Origin of the sequence: Alkalicoccus saliphilus, from assembly GCF_003044065.1 — a bacterium.
Lineage (GTDB): Bacteria > Bacillota > Bacilli > Bacillales > Salisediminibacteriaceae > Alkalicoccus > Alkalicoccus saliphilus.
This window is the reverse complement of the sequence record NZ_PZJJ01000042.1, coordinates 1-21,924: the sequence shown is the minus strand read 5'-3', so window position 1 is coordinate 21,924 and position 21,924 is coordinate 1. Positions and strand designations below refer to the sequence as shown.

The 21,924-nt window shown below is 46.3% G+C and carries 16 protein-coding genes and 1 pseudogene; 13 read left to right on the top strand and 4 right to left on the bottom strand.

Going from position 1 to position 21,924, the window contains the following annotated elements; genetic code table 11:
- The first annotated feature begins 133 nt into the window (after nt 1–133).
- Nucleotides 134–1,102: a S8 family peptidase gene (locus tag C6Y45_RS15775; RefSeq protein ID WP_107586184.1), complete on the top strand. Its 969-nt coding sequence runs from the start codon at nt 134–136 to the stop codon at nt 1,100–1,102.
- A 97-nt stretch (nt 1,103–1,199) separates the two neighbouring features.
- On the opposite strand, the gene C6Y45_RS15770 is transcribed toward C6Y45_RS15775, so the two are convergent.
- Nucleotides 1,200–2,558, bottom strand: coding sequence for a mechanosensitive ion channel (locus tag C6Y45_RS15770; RefSeq protein WP_107586183.1), 1,359 nt, complete (start codon nt 2,556–2,558; stop codon nt 1,200–1,202).
- A 216-nt stretch (nt 2,559–2,774) separates the two neighbouring features.
- Nucleotides 2,775–3,818, bottom strand: a complete 1,044-nt coding sequence (locus tag C6Y45_RS15765) for a M14 family zinc carboxypeptidase (RefSeq protein WP_107586182.1) — start codon at nt 3,816–3,818, stop codon at nt 2,775–2,777.
- Nucleotides 3,819–4,985: 1,167 nt separating this feature from the next.
- On the opposite strand from C6Y45_RS15765, the pseudogene C6Y45_RS15760 reads away from it, so the two are divergent.
- The 3 genes and pseudogenes from C6Y45_RS15760 to C6Y45_RS15750 all read left to right on the top strand — a co-directional run.
- Nucleotides 4,986–5,741, top strand: a pseudogene (locus C6Y45_RS15760) (transporter substrate-binding domain-containing protein); the annotation flags it as partial.
- A 240-nt stretch (nt 5,742–5,981) separates the two neighbouring features.
- Complete coding sequence (locus C6Y45_RS15755) at nt 5,982–6,653, top strand: amino acid ABC transporter permease (protein ID WP_107586180.1); 672 nt, start codon at nt 5,982–5,984, stop codon at nt 6,651–6,653.
- The gene (locus C6Y45_RS15750) at nt 6,654–7,376 is read left to right on the top strand and encodes an amino acid ABC transporter ATP-binding protein (protein ID WP_107586179.1); all 723 of its coding nucleotides are present in this window, start codon (nt 6,654–6,656) and stop codon (nt 7,374–7,376) included.
- Between the two features lie 59 nt (nt 7,377–7,435).
- Here C6Y45_RS15750 and C6Y45_RS15745 read toward each other — a convergent pair whose 3' ends face one another.
- Nucleotides 7,436–8,155 (bottom strand): hypothetical protein, encoded by a 720-nt coding sequence (locus tag C6Y45_RS15745; RefSeq protein WP_107586178.1) that lies wholly within the window; start codon nt 8,153–8,155, stop codon nt 7,436–7,438.
- A 212-nt stretch (nt 8,156–8,367) separates the two neighbouring features.
- Here C6Y45_RS15745 and C6Y45_RS15740 point away from each other — a divergent pair, with 212 nt between their 5' ends.
- The 4 genes from C6Y45_RS15740 to nasC all read left to right on the top strand — a co-directional run bounded on the left by C6Y45_RS15740 (nt 8,368) and on the right by nasC (nt 13,833).
- Complete coding sequence (locus tag C6Y45_RS15740; protein WP_107586177.1) at nt 8,368–8,706, top strand: YolD-like family protein; 339 nt, start codon at nt 8,368–8,370, stop codon at nt 8,704–8,706.
- A gap of 99 nt (nt 8,707–8,805) precedes the next feature.
- Nucleotides 8,806–9,015 carry a hypothetical protein gene (locus C6Y45_RS15735; RefSeq protein ID WP_107586176.1) on the top strand — a complete coding sequence of 70 codons (210 nt, stop codon included), beginning with the start codon at nt 8,806–8,808 and terminating at the stop codon, nt 9,013–9,015.
- Between the two features lie 265 nt (nt 9,016–9,280).
- Nucleotides 9,281–11,599 carry a nitrite reductase large subunit NirB gene (gene nirB, locus C6Y45_RS15730; RefSeq protein ID WP_160058447.1) on the top strand — a complete coding sequence of 773 codons (2,319 nt, stop codon included), beginning with the start codon at nt 9,281–9,283 and terminating at the stop codon, nt 11,597–11,599.
- Between the two features lie 74 nt (nt 11,600–11,673).
- Nucleotides 11,674–13,833: an assimilatory nitrate reductase catalytic subunit NasC gene (gene nasC, locus C6Y45_RS15725; protein WP_107586174.1), complete on the top strand. Its 2,160-nt coding sequence runs from the start codon at nt 11,674–11,676 to the stop codon at nt 13,831–13,833.
- A 494-nt stretch (nt 13,834–14,327) separates the two neighbouring features.
- Here the strand turns inward: nasC and C6Y45_RS15720 are convergent, their stop codons facing one another.
- Nucleotides 14,328–15,545 carry a nitrate/nitrite transporter gene (locus tag C6Y45_RS15720; RefSeq protein WP_107586173.1) on the bottom strand — a complete coding sequence of 406 codons (1,218 nt, stop codon included), beginning with the start codon at nt 15,543–15,545 and terminating at the stop codon, nt 14,328–14,330.
- Between the two features lie 676 nt (nt 15,546–16,221).
- Between C6Y45_RS15720 and cobA the strand changes: the two genes are divergently transcribed.
- The 5 genes from cobA to C6Y45_RS15690 are packed head-to-tail and all read left to right on the top strand — an operon-like array spanning nt 16,222 to nt 21,632.
- On the top strand, nt 16,222–17,019 hold the full coding sequence (gene cobA, locus C6Y45_RS15715) for a uroporphyrinogen-III C-methyltransferase (RefSeq protein ID WP_107586172.1): 798 nt from the start codon (nt 16,222–16,224) through the stop codon (nt 17,017–17,019).
- Nucleotides 17,020–17,042: 23 nt separating this feature from the next.
- On the top strand, nt 17,043–19,466 hold the full coding sequence (gene nirB, locus C6Y45_RS15710) for a nitrite reductase large subunit NirB (RefSeq protein ID WP_107586171.1): 2,424 nt from the start codon (nt 17,043–17,045) through the stop codon (nt 19,464–19,466).
- Between the two features lie 21 nt (nt 19,467–19,487).
- Nucleotides 19,488–19,805 carry a nitrite reductase small subunit NirD gene (nirD, locus tag C6Y45_RS15705; RefSeq protein WP_107586170.1) on the top strand — a complete coding sequence of 106 codons (318 nt, stop codon included), beginning with the start codon at nt 19,488–19,490 and terminating at the stop codon, nt 19,803–19,805.
- A gap of 14 nt (nt 19,806–19,819) precedes the next feature.
- Nucleotides 19,820–20,923 carry an anthranilate phosphoribosyltransferase gene (locus C6Y45_RS15700; RefSeq protein WP_245922684.1) on the top strand — a complete coding sequence of 368 codons (1,104 nt, stop codon included), beginning with the start codon at nt 19,820–19,822 and terminating at the stop codon, nt 20,921–20,923.
- Nucleotides 20,862–21,632, top strand: coding sequence for a sirohydrochlorin chelatase (locus C6Y45_RS15690; RefSeq protein ID WP_107586168.1), 771 nt, complete (start codon nt 20,862–20,864; stop codon nt 21,630–21,632). The genes C6Y45_RS15700 and C6Y45_RS15690 overlap by 62 nt, the downstream gene beginning before the upstream one ends.
- The last annotated feature ends 292 nt before the right edge of the window (nt 21,633–21,924 follow it).

Here is a 21,924-nt window from a genome sequence, read left to right as displayed (position 1 = left end):
GTCCCAAATGATCCTAAGACCATTATCTAGAAATATCTCGAGGTGTCCAAGAGGAAAGTATCCTTGAGAAGAAAGCAAGAGAAATTGATAAGTTCCAAAGGGACTTAAACATACTATACGAGGAGGGTTTTGTATGGAGCGGGAAGTAGGGCTGATTCCATTCAAGGTGGAGAAAAGGTTCCGGACGTATTCGCAGGTGCCAAAAGGTATAGAAATGGTGGAAGCTCCGGTCTACTGGGAAAAAACAAAAGGAGCCGGACAGGTCATTGCCGTACTTGATACAGGCTGTCAGTCTGATCATCCGGATCTCCAAAACCAGATTATCGGCGGGAAAAATTTTACCCGGGATTACGGAGGAGACGAAAACAATTTCGAAGATAACAACGGTCACGGAACCCATGTAGCCGGAACGATTGCTGCAGAAGAAAATGGTAACGGGGTAGTCGGAGTAGCACCGGAAGCCAAACTGCTTATTCTGAAGGTGCTTGAAGGCAGCGGCGGAGGAGATATGCAGGGGATTATTGACGCAGTGAACTATGCTGTTTCCTGGCGCGGTGAAAATGGAGAGCGTGTCCGTGTAATGAATTTGTCTCTCGGGGGCCCCCAGGACATACCGGAACTTCACGAGGCAGTAAAAAATGCTGTTTTGGAAGGGGTGTCTGTCGTATGCGCTGCAGGAAATGAAGGAGACGGCAACCTCGACACGGATGAATTTGCCTATCCTGGAGCCTACAATGAAGTGATCCAGGTAGGAGCTGTAAATTTCGACGGAAAACTGACGAAGTTTACGAACACAAATGACGAAATCGATCTCGTAGCTCCGGGGGAATACATCCAGTCGACGTATCTGGAAGGCGGTTATTCCGAACTGACAGGAACGTCCATGGCGGCCCCTCATGTAGCAGGAGCTGTCGCCCTGGTAACAAACTGGGCCGAGGAAGGTTTCAACCGCCAAATTTCAGAAGCAGAAATGTATGCCCAGATTATCCGGCGCACAACGCCCCTCGGGCATCCACTTACAGCCGAAGGAAATGGTCTGATCACCCTCGGGCTGGTGGAGCGGATTTCCTCCTGGTCGGGAGAGAAACCGGCCGTTTTATAAACTTACAATAAAGGAGCCTGATGTAAAGCAGGTGCCGTTGCAGAAAAAAGCCTCCAAGAGCGGGAACCGCTTTTGGAGGCTTAATTTTTGTGCTTTTTTATTCTTCCGGAGGCAGCATGTCATCGCGGCGTCCGGTTTCATTTGGATCCGGCTTAAATGTCTTCGTAGTATTCGAAGGGCCGTCATCCTTTACGTCCGTCGGTTTTGGCTCAGCCGCCGGATTTCCGGGTTTATTTCCTTCTTTTTTTGCTTTCGTATCCATTTCCTCAAGCTTTTTACGGGCATAGTCGCGTCCGCCGATACCGAAGGCGATCGCAAATGCTACGGCGAGAGATCCAAGGATAAGCATAAAGGCTGTATTAACGATCGTAGAAGCGAATTCCAGCTGATCGAAAGCCATGAATACGGCAAAAGCAATGATTACGTACTTAACAATGTTGGAAATCAGTGCACTGTCTGCATATTTCCGGATCAGGTTTCCAAGGTAATGACCGAGGAAAAGTCCAAGTAGCAGAATAAGCAGGGCGCTTACAAGCAGCGGCAGGAATGCCAGAATGGCTTCACCGATGTTATTTAATACGCCGAGCTCCAGTACGTTCAGAGCCTCTACTGTAAAGAATAAAATAATTAATACTTTTACAGCCTGTCCAAGAATGTTGGACAGTTTAAGTGATTCCTTTTTTGGTCCTTCCATCTGGAAGAAGCTGTAGACATTGTTGATACCTGTTCGGGCAAGCAGACTCGACAGAAGGTCTCCAACGAACTTGGCGATAAAGTAACCAACAAGAATGAGTACAATCGCTACAGCGACCATTGGAATCATTTCCAGAATCATGCTGAATACGTTGTTGATCGGCTCAGAAATCATCTGGATATTCAGAGCTTCCAGCGCAACCGTAATGATTGGAATCAAAATCAGGATAAAGACAACATTTGCAATAATATTGGAAAGTTTAGGACCTTGAGCATCCGGTTTACCTTCCATATTCGTTACACGGTTGAACCAGTGATCGATCTTTACGCTGTCCAGCAGGTTCGCAATAAGATTTTTAACGAGACGGGCAACGAAAATACCTACAAATAAAATAATAGCTGCGGCAAAGATATTAGGTAAAAAGGCCAGGAACGTTTCCATCATATTCATAATTGGTCCGGAGACGGCTTCCATATTCAGTGCGTCGAGTATAGCCGGCAGGAACAATAGGAACACGAGGAAGTAGGCGACTTTTGCAATGGATGAGAGAATGGAAGCTCCCTGATCCTCATCTTTGACGAGCCTCGTTTTAGCTAGTCCGCGGTGGGCCCCCGCTTTTTTCAGTCCCTTACTGATGAGATTCTTTACGGCAAGCGCAATTACCCAGGCTAAAAGCAGAAGTAAAAGAGCAATGACTATGTTTGCAAGGCCGCCAATAAGATCTCCCAGCATTTCTTGAAACTGGTTACCGAGGTCATTCATACTATATTCCTCCTTTTTAAAATTTTTTTACTATTCAAAGATTATTTTCCCGTATATTTCCTCTTTAAACATTATGATTCCATTACATGAAAAAAATAGGCTGCCTACTTTGTATATAAACCAGTATTGTTTATTACGACAAGCGCTAAGACACAGCTGACCACATAAAAAATCCCCGGAGGAGAATATTCCCCCGGGGGACAAACCAAAATATTGTTATTCGCCTTCTTCCTCTTCTTCTCCAATAAAGCTCTGCACTTCCAGTGTATCCCAGAAAGTAGTATCCGCTGAACTGATAGAGCGGTCTGCAATAGCTTCAATAGCAGCTTCCATAGATATTACTCCCTGCTGGATCAAATAGCCGTTGCTTTTCTGGCCGAGCACCTGGTTCGGGTTGGAATGATCGATCATGCCGCGCATTTCAAAAAGGAGAGTAGCAATATCATATTCATAGGCAAGTCCGTTTCTCGCAATCGTGTTGGCGTCCCCGCCGTTGTATTTTCCGAGAAGGCCGAACCCTCTGTCTTCTACAGCATCATACATAACCGAGCCGAGCTGCTTGGACATTTCGACAACTTCCGGATCTACTCCTTCATTTGTAGGATATAGAATGGATCCGGAAACAAGTTCCCCATCGATGCCTGATTTGGCTCCCTGATGATGAAAATCTACGAGATAATCAATATCGTAGGCACTAAGTACGTTATCATGCAGAGCCTGCGTTTCAGGCTGCTCCTGTGTATTGTGATCGCGGTTCAAGTCAACATTTTCAGCGTTTGCTCTCGTAGCAAGACCGCCGCCGACGTGGTCAGAAATATCAAAGTTCACATCACCGGCTGCGCCGTCCGGGTTCAGACGTGGTACGAAAAAGATATTTACTTCTTCTGCCAGCTCACGGTTCTGACGGCTGTTTGTCGCCAGGTTTTTAATAACATTCAGTGCAGCTTCTGTAATAAGTACTTCGTTTCCGTGCTGCTGCGTAAGAAATAAAATAGTTGGATTATCTTCGTCATTTCCAAACTTCACAAGCGGCAGGTCACGCCCTTTCACGGACTCGCCGATAATTTCCAGTTCAATGCTTTCCGATCTCTCCGCTGCGCGCTCCACCTGCTGCATTAAATCTTCGTGGCTCGTCAGTCTTTCGTCTTTTATTGTTTCATTTCCATTGTAGTTAGGTCCTTTTCCTACCGCTCCTGCAGGAAGCATGAACGCAGAGAAGGCCATTAAAAATACTAAAGCTGTAAACAGAATTTTCTTCATTAAAAGATCATCCCTTTCGTGAATTTTTAATAGACTTTCTTTATGGAGAACCTCCCTTCTATTTATTAGAGTAGCGAAAGAAAAGAAAAAAAGTAATCCAGCATATGGCTTGTTTTCATTTTAGTGAACTGTAGGCATATTGTAATAAAATATACAAAATTTTAACTCTAAAGACGCTGAATTAGAGTGGATATTTTCAGTGAACATGAAAGTATCTATATGAGTTCAGCGTCTTAAGAACTATTTATATTAATTTTCGATTTTTTAATGTGAAAAGAGATACGTTTTTTACTGGTCTGTTTCAGTTGTTTGTCCTCCATACAAATTGATCTTACTATCTATAACAGTTTAATATACATGCCGTTGAAAAGCCTTCGTCTTTTTTAGGAGAAGGCTGACTTGAAACTAAAAAATGAACGTCTGCTTTCGTTTGCGTGGAAATTACTTCCATTCTGGCCGGCCTCAGCTGATTCCATCCTTCTGAACGGATCTTCGGCTCGGACCTGATTGCTCTCGAGTCCCTCCATGTCCACTACATCTTACGGAAAAAAAGACAGCGCATAAACAGGCTTCGTTCCACCTGTGTGGAGGGGAGGTAACCTTATTGGAAAAGGACCTTTTCATTTGCCCTGGTGCAATGATTGTGCATGAATCTCTCTGCTAGAGCTCTGTCTTGTTTTTGAGAGTTGCCTGCAGCTCCTTTATGAGCGAACTTTCAGCAGTTCACTTTCTTTCTATAATATATTTCTGTGAAACAGAGAGAAGGATAGTTATTCACGTAAGAAGAAATTTCATAATGTAACCTAAACTAAGAATGATGAGTAAGTCCTCCGGTACAGACAGATCTCCCCCTGGGGGTTGTCTCCAGCTGGGAGCCCCTGTCTTCAACTTCCACTTACCTCTCGAAAACGAAAGCTGTTGTTTATAAAAGTGGAAACTTCAAATGGTTTGCGTCACACGGCAGAGATTCTATTTTAAGACAGCTCTGCATAAAAATCCTGCTCTGAATTATTCCAGATGTGACGTAGAGACCATATATTTATTCGTTATATAGGAAAAATGTTTTAGTGCTATATTGATAATTATGTAAAACTATGCTAATCTTTTTCCTATGCATCGTATTTTCTCAAAATTCTAAATCATGCGAATTGAAAGGGGAATAGAAAGATGAAAAAGAAGTGGATGGGTCTTGCAGCGGGGGCTGCAGCAGCGGTTGTTCTTACAGCCTGCGGGAATGATGGAGATGGGGACACGCCTACATATACTGTAGCAACGGATTCCAGTTATGTTCCGTTTGAATTTCTGAATGAAGAAACAGGGGAAATGGAAGGGTTTGATATCGATCTTATTAACGAAGTAGCAGATCGTGTCGGCTTTGAAATTGACCTCGAAGTAGTAGAGTTTGATGGTATTGTTTCCGGTATGGGAACGGGTCGTTATGACATCGGAATTGCCGGGATGACTATCACTGAAGAGCGTGCCGAAAATTTTGAGTTTTCCAATCCTTACTACAGTGCCGGGCTGATTCTTGCCGTCCGCGCTGACGAAGAAGAAATTCAGTCGATTGAGGACGTGGATGGGCGTCCTGTAGCAACGCGAGCAGCCACGACGAGTGAAACATATCTTCAGCAGAATACAGATGCGGAAGTTGTAACATTTCCGGACATCGTAAATGCCTATCAGGATCTCCAGGCAGGACGTGTGGACGCAGCCATTTACGATCTTCCTAACGTACTTTACTACATTGAAACAGAAGGTGTAGGAGAAATGGAAGCTGTCGGGGACACCCTTACCGGTGAACAGTACGGTATTGCTTTCCCGGAAGACTCGGAAATTCGTGAAGATGTAAACGATGCCCTCGCTGAAATGATGGAAGACGGGACGTATGCAGAAATTTACGAAGAGTGGTTTGGAAATGAACCAAATCTGGACGATCTAGCGGACAGCCCGGAAGAAGCAATGGAAATTCTGGCTGAAAGTGAAGAAGAAGGGAACGCGGAAGAAAACGACGGTGAAGAGGAAGAAAATGCAGAAAACAACGTGGAAGATGAAGAAAACGCAGACAACAATGAAGAATAAGTAAATTTATCTTCAGCAGGATTTTTTTCGCCCGGCGCGGCTTCGGATCGTGCCGGGCGGATTTTCAGAGGGGGTTTTCGGAGCATGTTTGATAATTTAACCGTCCTGTTCAGCAGTCCCCACTACACAAATGCTCTCCCATTCATATGGCAGGGAATGCAGCTGACGCTCATTGTTACATTTGTCGGGGTGTTTATCGGGTTTGTTATCGGCAGTATTTTTGGCCTGATGCGTCTTTCCAAAAACAAAATTATTTACGGTATAGCCACGGTTTACATAGAAGCACTTCGTGGCACGCCAATTCTCGTTCAGGCACTTTTTCTTTACTTTGGTGTATCGGAATTTATCGGACTGAATTTTACAGCTATTCAGGCGGGTATTCTTGTTATTGCACTGAACGCGGGGGCCTACATTGCTGAAATCGTCCGCGGCGGGGTGGAATCTGTGGATAAAGGACAGACAGAAGCAGGACGTTCCATGGGGATGACATCCACTCAGACGATGCGCTATATTGTGTGGCCGCAGGCATTCAAGCGGATGATTCCGCCGCTTGGCAACCAGTTTATTATCAGTCTGAAAGATACGTCGATCTTTGCGGTTATATCTCTTGGAGAAATGACATATTTGATGAGACAGTATGTAAGCACGACGGGGGATCCGTTCGTCCCTTACATTATGCTCTGTTTCGGGTACTTGATTATTACCGTGCCGTCGATGATTATTCTGCGACGGGTTGAACGGAGGTTGGATGTTTAAATGATTACTGTAAAAGATCTTCATAAAAGTTTTGGAGAAACGAAAGTACTGCAGGGTATTGATGCAGAAGTTGCAGAAAAGGAAGTTGTGTGCGTCATCGGTCCGTCCGGTTCCGGAAAAAGTACCTTTTTGCGGTGTTTGAATATGCTGGAAGAGATTACTGCTGGAGAAGTAGAGATCGACGGTGAAAAGCTGACGGACCCAAACGTTGATATCAACAAACTTCGCTCCCGGGTGGGAATGGTGTTCCAGCATTTTAATCTTTTTCCCCATATGACGGTTCTTGATAATGTGTCTCTTGGACCGCGTAAAGTCAATGGTGTGGAGAGAAAGCAGGCAGAAAAAGAAGCTCAGGAAATGCTCGAAAAGGTAGGCCTTGGTGATAAAGCCAAAGCTTATCCTGGAAGTCTTTCCGGTGGTCAAAAGCAGCGGGTTGCCATCGCGCGTGCTCTTGCAATGAACCCGAAAGTAATGCTGTTTGACGAGCCCACCTCTGCTCTGGACCCGGAACTCGTCGGGGACGTGCTGGAAGTAATGAAAGACCTGGCTAAAGAAGGAATGACGATGGTCGTTGTAACCCACGAAATGGGCTTTGCCCGTGAAATGGGTGACCGGGTGATCTTTATGGACAAAGGAGTCATTATGGAAGAAGGAAAGCCGGAAGATCTGTTCGATAATCCGCAGAATGAGCGGACACAGGCCTTTTTAAGCAAACTGCTGTAAAGCGGCAGAAAAGCTGTTCTCCTATTTCGGGAGAACAGCTTTTCTTGTAGGTATGAATGTCACCATTCAAAAACGATTTTTACAAACAGTGTAATTGCCGAGTAGCCGAAGGAGGCGGCTATAAATGTCGGCAGGTGGGCCGAGCCTTCGGAAGGAAGTTCATTTTTAATAACATTGAACATGATAGCCCCGGAAATAAAAGCGAAAACAATCGACAGAACGAGAGGAGAATGCGGAGTGAATTCGGCAATGAGCCATCCGGAGAGAATTCCTCCTGCCAGCATGTATCTTCCGTATTTTCGGTACTTTTGATTGTTTTCGCGGAACATATCGTGGGCCACGGCCATGAAGTGGAGCCCCACGGCAACCCCGTAAAACATCAGCTGGGGAATCGTCTGGTCAGCGGCAAACATAATGTAGGAAATCAGCATATTATAAACAAAGAACAGACAGATCTGTACAAAAAAGAAGTGGTCCTCTACCGGTGTGCCTTTTTTATAGCGGTATCTTTCTGCGAGTTTATTAAGCGTATAGAAAACCACGATCCCGATCAAACCGAAAAAATACAGCTCGGATTCCATAGCCAGCTCAAAAGCTGTCTCTCCAAAATCATCCTGTTCATGGTGAAGAGAAGGAAGAATGTAAACGAAAATGTAAGAAACAGCGATGCCTCCAGCGAGGGACATCCATTTAATTTTCCCGAGAGAGGAACTGGAAATAATCCGGTTGGCAAAAACCTGAATAATAAGAAAGAAGATTACGATAAACACAGAAGCCATATTTTTTCCCCGCTTTTTCCTGAAAGTTGTTCTTTTTCTAAATTAGCATAACACAGCAGGAATTCCGATTAATATGCTGTTGGAAGAACCGCTTCGGGAAACTCCGAATAGGGATGTTTCTGAGCAGTATGCTGCATAATTTTGAAGAAAAATCATAAGCAGGTTGTAAGGTGAGAACATGTGATCCCTTTTTCTTATAAAGGAGGGATCACATGGATAAATATTTAGAGCGGGGAAATATGATGTGGGAAGGAAGCCGCATGCTGCTGCATGAACACCGGGAAGCGCTTGAAAAATATCATCGGGATAAATTAAAAGAGCCTCCGCCGGATCCATGCCGGGAAGATTTGATGGAAATGGGAAAAGCGGCAATGGACTCCCTTAGCTATGAAATCGAAGTTACGGTAACATTATGGGAGGATGGCTTCTTTAAAGAGGAAACCGGGGTTGTCGAAAGAGTGGAGGAGCTGCAGCAGAAAATGAAATTCAAGGGAAAATGGATATCTTTCAAACATTTAAAGTGGATTGAACGGAAAAACTGGGAATTTTAAAAAAGCTGCTATGACACCGTTAAAGCACAAAATAAATATTGATCTTTTCCTCCGGATTCATTAAACTAAGAATACTTTATAAGAGGAGGAGGAGGGATCATGGACCGTACACCAAAAGAACAGTTTTTTGAAGACTGCAAAGCCATTGGCAGAGTGAAGTTGTCACTGAAAGAAGCGGAAAGAGCAGCTTCAGACGATGAATGTATTATTGCCAATGAAGCAGCTTCCGAATATGTTTTGATACCGTATGAATGGGCAGAAAGAGCAACATTTCTCGGTTATAAAATCTATAAAGTCTGTGCGAAGTAATTTTCACATGCAGCATATTATATAAAACGGGCCTTCCAGCAGGAGGGCCCGTTTGTTTCGTTTCTGGATAGAGGGACAGGCCACCGCTCTGCATTTATTATTTTTAATTGAACATTCTGAAAAAAGTCCTGTCATATTATCTTTCGTTCTCCCATTATTTTTTCATGGGCTGTGACATAATCAACATCAAATGGAAATTAGTTTCATTATCGTTTGCTGTATTGCCGGAAAGTTGAAAAAAGCAGCCAGCATATGGAGGGAAAGCATGTCTAAGTTGAGGCTTGTACTTATTGGAAACGGGATGGCAGGAATGCGCACAGTGGAGAAGATAGTAGAAAAATATCCCGACATGTTCGAAATTACGGTTTTCGGAAAAGAAAAGCACCCTAATTATAATCGCATCATGCTTTCTTCTGTACTGCAGGGAGATACGGCCCTGGAAGATATTTCGATTCATACGTCTTCCTGGTATACAGACCATCATATTGATCTGTACACGGACGAAGAAGTTACGCGGATTGATAAAGATAAAAAATCAGTTACGACGGACAAACACACGACAGTATTCTACGACAAGCTGATTATTGCAACCGGATCGAATCCTTTCATTCTTCCTGTTCCCGGAGCAGAGAAAGAAGGAGTACTGCCTTTTCGGACGATTGAACACTGTCGTTATATGATCGAGGCCTCTTCCCGTATGAAAAAAGCTGTAGTTATCGGGGGCGGGCTGCTTGGTCTGGAAGCTGCCCGGGGACTGCTTCATCTTGGAATGGAAGTGAATGTCGTACACCTCGGGAGTTACTTAATGGACCGCCAGCTGGATGAAACAGCAGCACGTATGCTCCAGGGTGATCTGGAAGAACAGGGGATGACTTTTCTGTTGGAAAAGCAGACCGAAGAAATTTCAGGGGAAAACAGCCGTGTTGAACGTGTGCATTTTAAAGACGGGACGAGTGTCGAAGCTGATCTGGTCGTAATGTCAGCAGGAATAGCGCCGAATAAAAAGCTGGCTGAACAAAGCGGTATCGAAACAGCCCGCGGAATTATCGTCGACGATGAAATGAAGACAAATGTGCCGGATATTTTTGCTGTAGGAGAATGTGCGGAGCATAGAGGAATCACCTACGGACTCGTTCAGCCTCTGTATGAACAATCCGCAGTACTGGCCGCCCGGCTGACGGAAAAAGAAAACAAAAAATATGAAGGTTCTCTTCTGTACACCCAGCTGAAAATTTCCGGGCTGGATGTATTTTCTGCCGGAAGTTTAGAAGAAAATAACACCACCCGGACGATGCAGATGTACGACGAAGTTCATAAAATATATAAAAAAATTATTATTCAGGATGAAGCTGTGCAGGGAGCAGTACTATACGGAGACGTAAGGCAGCAGAGAAAGCTGCTTGATTTGATTTCCAGTAAAAAAATTCTCTCGGATGAAGCTCTTCAAAACTTAATGGTGTCTTCGGGAGCAGAAGAAAAAATCGTCGAATCACTCCCGCTGCATGCTCACGTATGCCAGTGCAACAGTGTCTCAAAAGAAGAAATTATCCGCTCCGTCCAGGAGAAAGGATGCAGCAGCACCGAGGAAATTAAAACATGCACGAAAGCATCAGGATCGTGCGGAAGCTGCCGGCCGCTGGTGGAGGATATGCTTGCGTATATTCAGAGCGAAAACTTTAACGAATATCCGAGCAGAAAAACACTTTGTTCCTGCACGGATAAAACTGAGGAAGAGATTATCAAAAGGATTCAGGAACAGCAGCTGGATACAGTGCAGAAAGTATTTGAGGCTTCCGGATGGACAGATACGGAAGGGTGCCCTCTGTGTCTTCCAGCAGTTACTTATTACGTAGAAATGATGTACCCCGAAAAACGCTCTGCAGCAGACCGTACTTCCACTGTAGTTGAAAACACCGATGGAACCTTTACTTTTACAGTTCAGCTGTACGGGGGGGAAATCACTCCTCAGGAATTATTAAAGACGGCAGAAGCTGCTGAAAAATACCATATTGCTTCTCTGCAGCTGACTCCGGAACAGCGCCTGCAGTTTTCCGGAGTGCGAAAAAAGGATCTTTCCGGGTTGATCCGTGAACTGGGGATGAATCTATTGACGACTGCCTCCTTTACATTTAAACCCGCCAGAACTATGCCGGAAATGAAAGAACTGGAAAGAAACCGCCGTCCGGTTACAGAGGCGGCCTCGTTTATAGAGAAAAAGATGGAAAACCTTCCGTTTCCTTATCGTGTCCGTTTGTATACCGGCTTTTCGCCGGAAGAAAAAGAGGAGATGCAAAAACAGGACTTCGGGCTTCTGGCTGGTGACGGAGGGTGGGGGATGTACGTCGGCGAAAAACTTCTCTATGCAGCTTCCGGCCGGCAGGAAGTTATTACATTGATGCTGGCACTTATTCAATATTACCGGGAAGGGGCCAAGTTCCGGGAGCCGGCAGCGGAATGGGCAGAGAGAGTCAATTTCGTGCACATCCGGGAAGTTTTATTTGATCCGGAAATGGTGGATGTGCTTTTAAACAGGCTGGATAAAGAACGAAAGCTGCAGGACAGCCAGGTGTTGACGTTTGTCTGAAGAAAGAGCCGGAGGACAGCCCGGTCGCTCCTGAAAACAGCAGCTGTTAAAAATTATCCCGGAAGGAGTCCGCTATGAAGCATTCCATGCTCACATATTATAGAGAAAAACAGCTTAACATGGAGTCGGAAACTATTTTTGAAACGCAGTGCCCTTTTTGCAGCATGCAGTGCAAAAAGCAGGTGATCGAACAAAAGTATGGTAAAAGAAAGCGCTACGTAACGAGAGGTGTTGATAATCCAACAACTCAGGGAAGGCTTTGTATTAAAGGAATGAATGCTTATCAGCATGCAGTTCATAAAGACAGGCTGACGGAACCGATGATGAAGAAAAACGGTGAATTTGTTCCGGTGAGCTGGGAGGAAGCGCTCGAGCTGATCCGCAGGAAATTTACGCTAATCCAAAAACAGTCCGGCAGCGATTCACTTGGAGTATATGGCAGCGCATCGATTACGAACGAAGAATCCTATCTGCTCGGGAAGCTCGCCCGGGTCGGCCTGCAAACGAAGCATATTGATTATAACGGCCGGTTCTGTATGGCTTCCGCCGCAACGGCAGGAAAAGCTGTTCTCGGGATCGACCGGGGACTGACGAGTTCTTTACACGAAATACCGGAGGCAGAGTGCTTGATTCTGGCTGGAACAAATATTGCTGAATGTCAGCCTACGATGATGCCTTATTTTGAAGAAGCACGACAAAAAGGTGCCTATATCATAGTGATTGATCCAAGAGAAACAGAAACGGCTGCGATGGCAGATCTTCATTTGAAAGTAAAACCGGGACGCGATGCCGCTCTTGCGAACACGATGATAAAAGTTCTTTTTCAGGAAGGACTCGTGGACGAAAAATTTGTGAAAAACAAAACGAACGGGTTCGGGGATCTTAAAAAACATATCGAAAAAATGGATCTCGAAGCAGCAGCTGAATCAACAGGCGTTCCATTAAAAGATATTGCAAAAGCGGCAAAAGTTTTTGGGAAAGCCGGTTCCGGTATGGTATTTACAGCGAGAGGAATCGAGCAGCAGACAGATGGGCATATGACGGTCCGTAACTTTCTCAATCTCGTGCTGCTCACCGGAAAAATCGGCAGAAAAGGATGCGGGTATGGGGCGGTAACCGGCCAGGGCAACGGTCAGGGAGGAAGAGAACATGGCCAGAAGTGTGACCAGCTCCCCGGGTACCGATCTATTGAAAGCAGGGAAGACCGCGAGTATATTTCCCGTGTCTGGGGAATCGAGGAAAAGGATCTCCCGGGAAAAGGGGTCTCTGCCTATGAAATGATGGAAAAAGTCCATGAAAAAGAAATTAAGGGCATGTTTCTTATGTGCTCCAATCCAGTAGTCTCCAACCCGAACGCCGGTTTCGTAAAAGAAGCTCTTGGAAAGCTTGATTTCTTTGTGGCAGCAGATTTATTTATGTCGGAAACAGCAGTTCTGGCAGATCTTGTTCTGCCGGCAGCCTCCTACCTGGAAGACGAAGGAACGATGACGAACGTCGAAGGACGGGTCACCCTGCGGGAAGCTTCACGGAAGCCGGCCGGAAACAGCCGGAGGGACTGGGAAATTATCTGCGATGTAGCCCGGGTGATGGGGAAAGGAGAATTTTTTTCCTACACCTCAGCAGAGGAAATATTCGATGAACTCCGGACCGCCAGCAGAGGAGGAGCAGCAGATTATTACGGCATGACTTACGAGCGGCTGCGTACAGAAAAAGGTATTTTATGGCCGTGCCCGGATACGAAACATCCGGGGACAGTCCGGCTGTTTGAAAAAGAGTTTGCGCATGAGGATAAGCGCGCGCTCCTTACTCCGGTAACGAATGAAGCAGAAGTCGCAAAGGAAGAGCCGACAGCGGCCTATCCTCTTTATTTAACGACCGGCAGGGTGGCATCCCACTATTTAACGGGTGTCCAGACAAGAAAAAGTTCCAATCTGGCGGCCCGATTCTTTGAATCATTTATGGAGATGCACCCGGAAACGGCTGAAAAATACGGTATTCCGGAAGGCGAGCTGGTGGAGGTGCAGTCCAGACGGGGAAGCATCGTCGTCCGCAGTGTTTTTACAGAAAAAATAAGAGAAGACACAATTTTTGTGCCGTTTCACTGGGCGGAACAGCAGAACGTAAACATGCTGATCCCTAAAGATCTTGACCCGATCTGCCGTATGCCCGGCTACAAATCTTCCGCTGTCTGTGTGAAAAGATATAATCCGGAAGCCAAAGCCCGTTCTGTATAAAAAGGAACCACTAATACCTTGCGTACAAAACGCTGGAAAAGCAGAAGTTCTCTCACTGAGGATTTCTGCTTTTCTTTCGGCATTGGCTGAAATTCCGGAAGGTTATTCTTCCGCTGTGGGGGTGAGTACGGAAGGAAGCTTTCTTGTGGAAGCGAAGGCAGCTGTGCATTCGTGAGTTGGTAGAATTAAGGGGAAAGTTGAAAGTATTAAGTTTCTATTTGGAACTATTTTCTTTATTTGGTAGAAATAAATTGGATATTGGAAGAATTACGGGAGCCCATTGAAACTAATCCGGAAGCATCTGGAAGTATTCCACTGTCATTTGGTAGAATCGCCGTTCCCTTCCCCCGGCTGATCGACTTATTACCATATAAAATAACTTTCTTACTCTCCGCCATCCGGCTGAAAAGCGGAAAAAAAGGCTGCCCAACGTGAATTCCACGTCCCGGGACAGCCTTTCTTTTTATTATGTTGTTTACTGCTGCATGGGCTTTTTACACTTTCACGGAATCCGAAGCAGTTTTTTTGGAAAGCTTCCATTCTTTTCTCCACTCCAGCTGGGCCATGTAAAGAAGAGCCAGGGCTGCGAGTGATACGAGGGAAAAGGCAATAAAGCCGCTTGCGTACGTACCGGTGAGACTTCGTAATGAACCGAGCATATTTGGAAGGAAAAACCCGCCGATGCCTCCTGCAGCTCCTACAATTCCGGTAACCATGCCAATTTCCTTCTGGAAGCGCTGAGGAACAAGCTGGAACACGGCTCCGTTACCCATTCCAAGACAACCCATTCCGACAAACAGGACGGCGATCACGAGAGTGAGCGGTGGAAGCAGGCTGACACCGAGCATGCACACAGCTACACCGACAAGGAGATACTGCAGCAGCCGGACACCGCCGATTTTATCCGCTATCAGCCCGCCGACAGGTCTTAGAAAACTGCCTGAAGCAATAACAATAGTTACAAAATAGCCGGCCATGACGCCGGAAACACTGTACTGGGAGGCGAAAAAGTAACTCAAAAAGCTGGCGAGTCCGACAAATCCGCCGAACGTAACGCTGTAGAGAGCACAAAAATACCAGGCGTCCCGTTCCTTTAATACAGAAAAGTAATCTTTAATCGGCTTTGGTTTCGGTTGATTTGGTGGTTCTTTTGCCATGAGAATGTAGGAAATGAGAACGAGCGATAACGGAATAAGAGCCAGACCGAATACACCATTCCATCCTACAACTTCGGCAAGGCCGGGGCCGAAAAGTGTGGCTAGCAGCGTTCCGCTGTTACCGGCTCCGGCAATACCCATCGCCACCCCCTGAAGGTGCGGGGGATACCAGCGGCTTGCCATAGGGAGAGCGGCAGAGAAACTTGCACCCGCTACACCAAGAAGGATACCGATAAAATAAAGTTCCGCTACCGTGAATCCAAACAGCCATCCCCACAAGAGGGGAATCATTGTCACAAGCATGCCTCCGATGGATGTTTTCTTCGGACCGAAGCGGTCAGTAAGAATCCCCATAACCACCCGGAAGACGGAACCTGCCAGGATCGGGATCGCTACAATCAGCCCTACCTGACCGGGGGACAAACCGAAATCAGCTGTGATATAAACCCCGAGTGCCCCGAGAAGCACCCAGATCATAAAACTGATATCAAAGTACAAAAACGACGACAACAGGGAAGGGGTATGACCACTCTTTCTTAAATCAGCTAACTTCACTATTAAAACACTCCTCCAAAAGAAATATTCTATTTCATTGTTTCAGGAAGTTTTCAGGAAAACATTAACTGTGTAAGGTAATATAACCAATTATTTAAAAAATCAGAAAATATAAAAGCAGCTGTAAAGACTGGCGCTGAAGGTGGAAAACGCTTCATTAATAACGCGTTACCGGTTTGATTTTAAGCTGTGCTGAATTCATTAGTTGCTGGAGGAAGTTCTGACCTTCTGTTTGAAGCTGCTGAACAACTGTACATATAATCATGCATGATTTTTTGCTGAATGAACAATAGTCTTCCCGAAAAGCAGAGGAATGTCTCTTTGATGGAAGGAACACGAAACGGAAACCGGCGAACTTTAACACAGCTTAAAAATAAAAGCCAAAGCGGTCTTTAGAAACATCTGCGGAACCGGTTCGCAGGCGGAAAATCCGAAAGTTCAGCAAACACCAGTGAGGGAATATTCAGAAATTTCCGTGTTAGAAGTTCTGACACAAAAGATGTATTTAATAACTATGTATTTTAATATGACAAACATGGATAGAAAAACCAGTAAGCTTCCAGTGAATTATTGTAAATTCGATGTGCGGCTGCACCCCGCAGAATGCGGAGATCTTTTTCCTTCACCAGCAGGTGCTTAAAGAAGGAAGCACTAAAAACAAAGGAGCAGATTAACGATGAGAAAAGGAAAAGTGTATTTAATAGGAGCAGGTCCCGGAGATGCAGATCTCATTACTGTACGCGGAAAAGAATTACTGGAAAAGGCAGAATGTATCGTTTATGACCGTCTTATTAACCGCGAACTGCTGAAATACGTACCAGCCGGAGCAGAAAAAATTTACTGCGGAAAATGGTCCGGGTTTCATCTTATGAAGCAGGAAGACATTCAGGAGGCACTGGTGGACCGGGCAGAAAAAGGAAAAGTTGTCGTGCGGCTGAAAGGAGGAGACCCTTCCATCTTCGGAAGGGTCGGGGAAGAAGCGCAGCTGTGTGCGGAAAAAGGGATAGCTTTTGAAATGGTTCCGGGTATTTCGTCAGGAACAGCTGCTCCTGCTTATGCCGGCATTCCATTAACACACAGGGATTACAGCTCTTCCGTTGCTTTCGTAACAGGGCATGCCTGTGAAGGAAGCCGTAATGAAGCTCCCGGTGTTCAATGGAAAGAACTCGGGCGGGGAGTCGACACACTGGTGATTTACATGGGGGTCAAAAACCTTCCTGATATTCAGGAAAAACTTCTCGTCGGCGGGAAGGAAAGTACGACTCCTGTTGCTTTTATTCAGCAGGGCACAACGGCAGCACAAAAAACGTATACGACGACGCTGGCTGAAGCTGTAAGGACGGCAGAAGAAGTACAGCTGACATCTCCGGCAGTCATCGTCGTCGGAGAAGTAGTGAAGCTGCATGACCAGCTTTCCTGGTTTGAAAATCAGGAAAACAGGTCCGATAAAATGCCTTTCGTTCACGTCATTTAAATTTATCACTGTGGAGGTAGAATATATTTATGAAGAAACTCGTACTGATAGGAAACGGAATGGCCGGTGTACGGACAATTGAGGAAATACTGAAAAAGGACACGGAAAGCTGGGAAATAACCATTTTTGGGAGTGAGCCGTACCCGAACTATAACCGGATTCTGCTTTCTTCTGTTCTTCAGGGGGACAGCAGTGTCGATGACATTGTGCTGAACGACTTCGACTGGTACAAAAAGCACGATATTATACTCCATGCAGGGGATGAAGTGCAGCGCGTGGATACAGAAAAACAGGTGGTTTACAGCAGCAAAGGAGTAGAGGCTTCCTACGATAAATTGATTTTTGCGACCGGATCCGATCCTTTTATGCTGCCGGTGGATGGAGCGGACAAAGAAGGAGTTATTGCCTTCCGGGACATCAAGGACTGTGAAGAGATGATCAGCACTTCAAAAAAGTATAAAAAAGCTGTTGTTATCGGCGGAGGGCTGCTCGGACTGGAAGCAGCAAGAGGACTGCTGAATCTGAATATGGAAGTGGATGTTGTTCATATCCACAATTATTTAATGGAAAGACAGCTGGACGAGCCGGCGGCAGGAATGCTTCAGGAAGAGCTGGAAAAGCAGGGGATGAATTTTCTCATGGAAAAAGAAACGTTGAAAATCCGCGGGAAAAAACGGGCTTCCGGCCTGCTTTTCAAAGACGGATCCTCTGTAGAAGCTGACCTGGTCGTCATGGCCGTCGGTATTAAACCGAACGTATCTCTTGCCCGGGAAACCGGACTGGAAGTGGAACGGGCGATCGTAGTCGATGACTATATGCAGACGAGTGCACCGAATGTGTATGCGGTCGGGGAATGCGTCCAGCACCGGGAAATGGTGTACGGACTTGTCGCTCCTCTGTATGAACAGGGAAAAGTCCTGGCGGAGCATATAACAGGTGAAAAAGAACCGAAAGGGTATGAGGGCACACTTTTGTATACGCAGCTGAAAGTATCCGGAGTGGATGTTTTTTCCGCCGGAGAGTTCACGGACAAAGCAGATACGAAAGCGATCCGTGTCCACGATGAATTTGAGGGGCTCTATAAAAAAGTGGTCGTTCGTAACAATAAAGTAATCGGATCGGTACTTTTCGGAGATACATCCGATTCCCCCCGTCTGCTTGACATGATGAAAAGCGGTCAGGACATCTCCGAAATGAACAAAGTGGCTATTCTGCCGTCGGAGGAACGGGGTGAAAATCTGGAAAGTCCGGTTATTGCCATGGCGGACACCGAAACGATCTGCGGATGTAACGGCGTCTGTAAGGGCGATATAACGGCAGCGATCAAAGATCAGGAACTTTCCTCCGTGCAGGAAGTGACGCAGAATACAAACGCCGGCCGCTCCTGCGGGGGCTGTAAGCCGCTCGTTTCCGACCTGCTGGAACATACACTCGGGGAAGCATTCAGTGAAGCCGATCAGAAGCAGCCGGTGTGTGCCTGTACAACACATACTCATGAAGAAGTACAGGCAGAAATTAAAGAGAAAAAGCTGACGCTCGTCCGGGAAGTGATGAACGTGATGGGATGGGAAAATGAAGAAGGATGCCCTTCCTGCCGCCCGGCGATCAACTACTATATCGGGCTCTTCTGGCCGGAGGAAGCAGAGGATGACGCCAACTCCCGCTTTATCAACGAACGGGTGCACGCCAACATTCAAAACGACGGTACCTTTTCTGTCGTACCGCGGATGTACGGCGGCGTGACGAACCCGGAGGAATTACGAAAAATCGCCGATACGGCGGATAAATACAATGTAAAAATGGTGAAAGTAACCGGGGGACAGCGTCTGGATCTACTCGGGGTGAACAAGGAAGACCTGCCGAAAATATGGGAGGATCTCGACATGCCGTCCGGCCACGCCTACGGAAAGGCAGTACGTACTGTCAAAACGTGTGTCGGACAGGACTTCTGCCGGTTCGGTACACAGGATTCGATTCAGATGGGCATTGATATCGAGAAAAAATTCCAGGGTCTGCAGACACCGCACAAGGTAAAAATGGCCGTCTCCGCCTGTCCTCGGAACTGTGCAGAGTCCGGCATTAAAGACATAGGTGTCGTAGGGCTTCAGGGAGCCTGGGAGATGTACGTCGGCGGCAATGGCGGTGTCGATCTCCGGGGAGGCGATCTTCTCTGTACGGTGCATACGGACGAAGAGCTGATGGAGATGATCGGTGCCTACATGCAGTATTACCGGGAAACGGCCCGTTACCTGGAGCGTACGTCCCACTGGCTGGAACGTGTGGGGCTCGATCATGTTAAATCCATCCTGGTTGACGATGTCGAACAGCGCAGGGAACTGAACAGCCGGGTCGAAACGGCTCTCTCCACTTTCAATGAGCCTTGGCAGCAGATCATCGAAAGCGGGAAAATTAAGCAGGACTACTTTGAAGTGAAAGCTACTTCTTAACAAAAAACAGGAGGAATAATTATGCAGGAAACTGTCTATAAAGTGTTTGCCGGACCGGTGGAAGACTTTCCGATAAAAATAAGCAAAGAAGTTGTGACGGGAAACTTGAAGCTGGCCGTTTTTCGCCTTTCGGAAGATGAGTTTTATACGATAAAAAATGAATGCCCGCATAAAAAAGGGCCACTTGTCGAAGGGATGATCAGCGGCCGGCACGTTTTCTGCCCGCTCCACAATTGGAAAATTGATGTTACAGACGGGCAGGTACAGGCACCGGATGAAGGGTGCGTCCAGACCTATCGGACGGAGGTGATCGGAAAAAACGTGTTTGTCACGATTTAGAGGAGGTAGAAAAGATGCAGAGATGGATCAAACAAACAGCAAAAGGAAAGAAAAGAGCAGAAGATCTTTCCTATGAAGAAGCCTCTGCAGCAGCTGAAGCGATTGCTTCCGGACATTCGACGGATGCCCAGACAGCAGCCATTCTTATTTCAGAAAGGCTGAAAACAGAATCTCCGGAAGAGGCGCTGGCATTTGCGGAGACTTTCCGAAAACATTCCTGCAGTATTCCGGTGCCGCAGGCGTTAAAACAAAAGCTGGTTGATTTCGGCGGTCCTTACACTGGAAGAAAAACATTTGCAGCAACAATTCCCTCTTCGCTTCTGCTGGCAGAGATGGGGCTGCCGGTTTACCTTCACAGCAGTGATGCTCTGCCGCCGCGGTATGGCACTCCACTGAAAGATATCGTAGCTGAGCTTGGCATTTCTTTAAAAACCGGACCGGTGAGAACGGCCGAAAATTTAGAAGAAGCAGGAATAGGATTCGGAGAAACCGAAGAGCTCTGCCCGCCGCTGGCTTCTCTGCGTAAAATAAGGAAAGAACTCGGGGTCCGCACATTACTGAACACGACAGAAAAAATTATCAGTCCGCCGGGAGCTGAAAATATCATGACAGGAATTTTCCACCGCACCATAGTAGATACGAATGCCCGGCTGCTCCGGGCTCTTGGGTATAAAAATATGTACATGGTGCAGGGAGTGGAAGGGTCGGAGGATCTCCCGGTACACAGAAAAAGCTTTTTGTATCACGTGACGGAACGGGAAACACGCTGTATTGATATTGACCCGAAAGAGGCAGGCATAGCGGCCGGAAGAAACAAAATGATGGAAAACCTTACTTTGACAGAACAGGCAGACTTGATCATTCAAGTACTGGAAGGCAAAGGTCTCAGTACAGAAAAAGGGAAATATGCCCATCTGCTCACCACATATAACACAGGAGTACGCTGTTATTTATTTGGTTTGACACCGACGATCTGCGACGGAATACAACTTGCTGAAAAAAAGCTGGAAGCAGGAAAAGGGCTGCAGCAGCTGAAATTATGGAGGGAGTTATCAAATGAAACACATTTTACTGATCGGCCACGGGAGCAGAGACAGCGAAGGAACTGCCCAGTTTAAAGAAATGGTGGAAACTGTTCGGAAAAAAGCCCCGCATTATCCTGTCCATTACTGCTTTTTGGAACTTGCCGCGCCGGACATTGCAGAAGGGGTGAAGGAGTGTGCGGAGGCAGGGGCTTCAGATGTTATTGCGATTCCTGTACTTTTGTCAAAAGCCGGTCACTACAAACGGGATATCCCGGTTCACCTGGAAGAAGCGGGAAAACTATATCCCGGCACGGCAGTCCATTATGGGGAGTACCTTGGAGGACATCCTTTGACGGCAGATGTTTTGATGAGCCGGCTGCTCTGTGTTCCTGAAACGCAGAAAAGACAGTCGGAAATAGTGCTTGTGAGCCAGGGGAGCAGCGATAAAGAAGGAAACAGCAGTATTAAAAACCTTGCAGTAAAACTCGGACAGAAGCTGCAGAGAGATCCGGTTCATACAGCTTTTATGGTGGCTGCATCACCCTCTCTCGAAATGAAGCTCGAGGAACTGGTTCAGCAGGGAAAGAGAAAGATTGTGATTCTTCCCGGATTTTTATTCGAAGGGGCGATGGTGAAAAAAATTCGTAAAACCGCGGCAGCAGTTAATGAGAAACAGGGAAGAAACATAATTTTTCAGGCAGAGTGCTTTGGAACAGAAGATCTTTTTGCCGAAATTATTGCAGATCGGATTACCGCAGCTGCCCACGAAATTGAAAACGCCGCAGCAGAAAAAGTTGTTTAGTAGAAACTATCCTGAAAAGCAGAGCGAAACATCAGAAAGCCTGTCAGATAAATTCTGACAGGCTTTCTCAGGCTGTTTATAAAGTGTTTTTTATACATGCCTATGCATTTCCCTGCTTTCACCTCCGCAGGACGCTTTCTTACCCGCAGTCAATACTTTTTGTGTTTTTTTTTTGAAGAAATAAGCAGGAAAGGCGGATCGGGGCGTGCTTCCCGGGTCAAAAAACCACGCTTCTGCTTAAAAAAGGACATTCCGAAGAAGCCCTGCACATGGCCTTTTTTTCGCAGGGCAG

What these genes read in the sequence shown, in the direction of transcription:
- C6Y45_RS15775 (WP_107586184.1), top strand. Translation starts at nt 134, where the DNA reads ATGGAGCGGGAAGTAGGGCTGATTCCATTCAAGGTGGAGAAAAGGTTC.
- C6Y45_RS15755 (WP_107586180.1), top strand. Translation starts at nt 5,982, where the DNA reads ATGTTTGATAATTTAACCGTCCTGTTCAGCAGTCCCCACTACACAAAT.
- nasC (WP_107586174.1), top strand. Translation starts at nt 11,674, where the DNA reads ATGAAGCATTCCATGCTCACATATTATAGAGAAAAACAGCTTAACATG.
- C6Y45_RS15750 (WP_107586179.1), top strand. Translation starts at nt 6,654, where the DNA reads ATGATTACTGTAAAAGATCTTCATAAAAGTTTTGGAGAAACGAAAGTA.
- C6Y45_RS15745 (WP_107586178.1), bottom strand. Translation starts at nt 8,155, where the DNA reads ATGGCTTCTGTGTTTATCGTAATCTTCTTTCTTATTATTCAGGTTTTT.
- nirB (WP_160058447.1), top strand. Translation starts at nt 9,281, where the DNA reads ATGTCTAAGTTGAGGCTTGTACTTATTGGAAACGGGATGGCAGGAATG.
- C6Y45_RS15770 (WP_107586183.1), bottom strand. Translation starts at nt 2,558, where the DNA reads ATGAATGACCTCGGTAACCAGTTTCAAGAAATGCTGGGAGATCTTATT.
- C6Y45_RS15735 (WP_107586176.1), top strand. Translation starts at nt 8,806, where the DNA reads ATGGACCGTACACCAAAAGAACAGTTTTTTGAAGACTGCAAAGCCATT.
- nirD (WP_107586170.1), top strand. Translation starts at nt 19,488, where the DNA reads ATGCAGGAAACTGTCTATAAAGTGTTTGCCGGACCGGTGGAAGACTTT.
- C6Y45_RS15740 (WP_107586177.1), top strand. Translation starts at nt 8,368, where the DNA reads ATGGATAAATATTTAGAGCGGGGAAATATGATGTGGGAAGGAAGCCGC.
- C6Y45_RS15700 (WP_245922684.1), top strand. Translation starts at nt 19,820, where the DNA reads ATGCAGAGATGGATCAAACAAACAGCAAAAGGAAAGAAAAGAGCAGAA.
- cobA (WP_107586172.1), top strand. Translation starts at nt 16,222, where the DNA reads ATGAGAAAAGGAAAAGTGTATTTAATAGGAGCAGGTCCCGGAGATGCA.
- C6Y45_RS15690 (WP_107586168.1), top strand. Translation starts at nt 20,862, where the DNA reads ATGAAACACATTTTACTGATCGGCCACGGGAGCAGAGACAGCGAAGGA.
- C6Y45_RS15765 (WP_107586182.1), bottom strand. Translation starts at nt 3,818, where the DNA reads ATGAAGAAAATTCTGTTTACAGCTTTAGTATTTTTAATGGCCTTCTCT.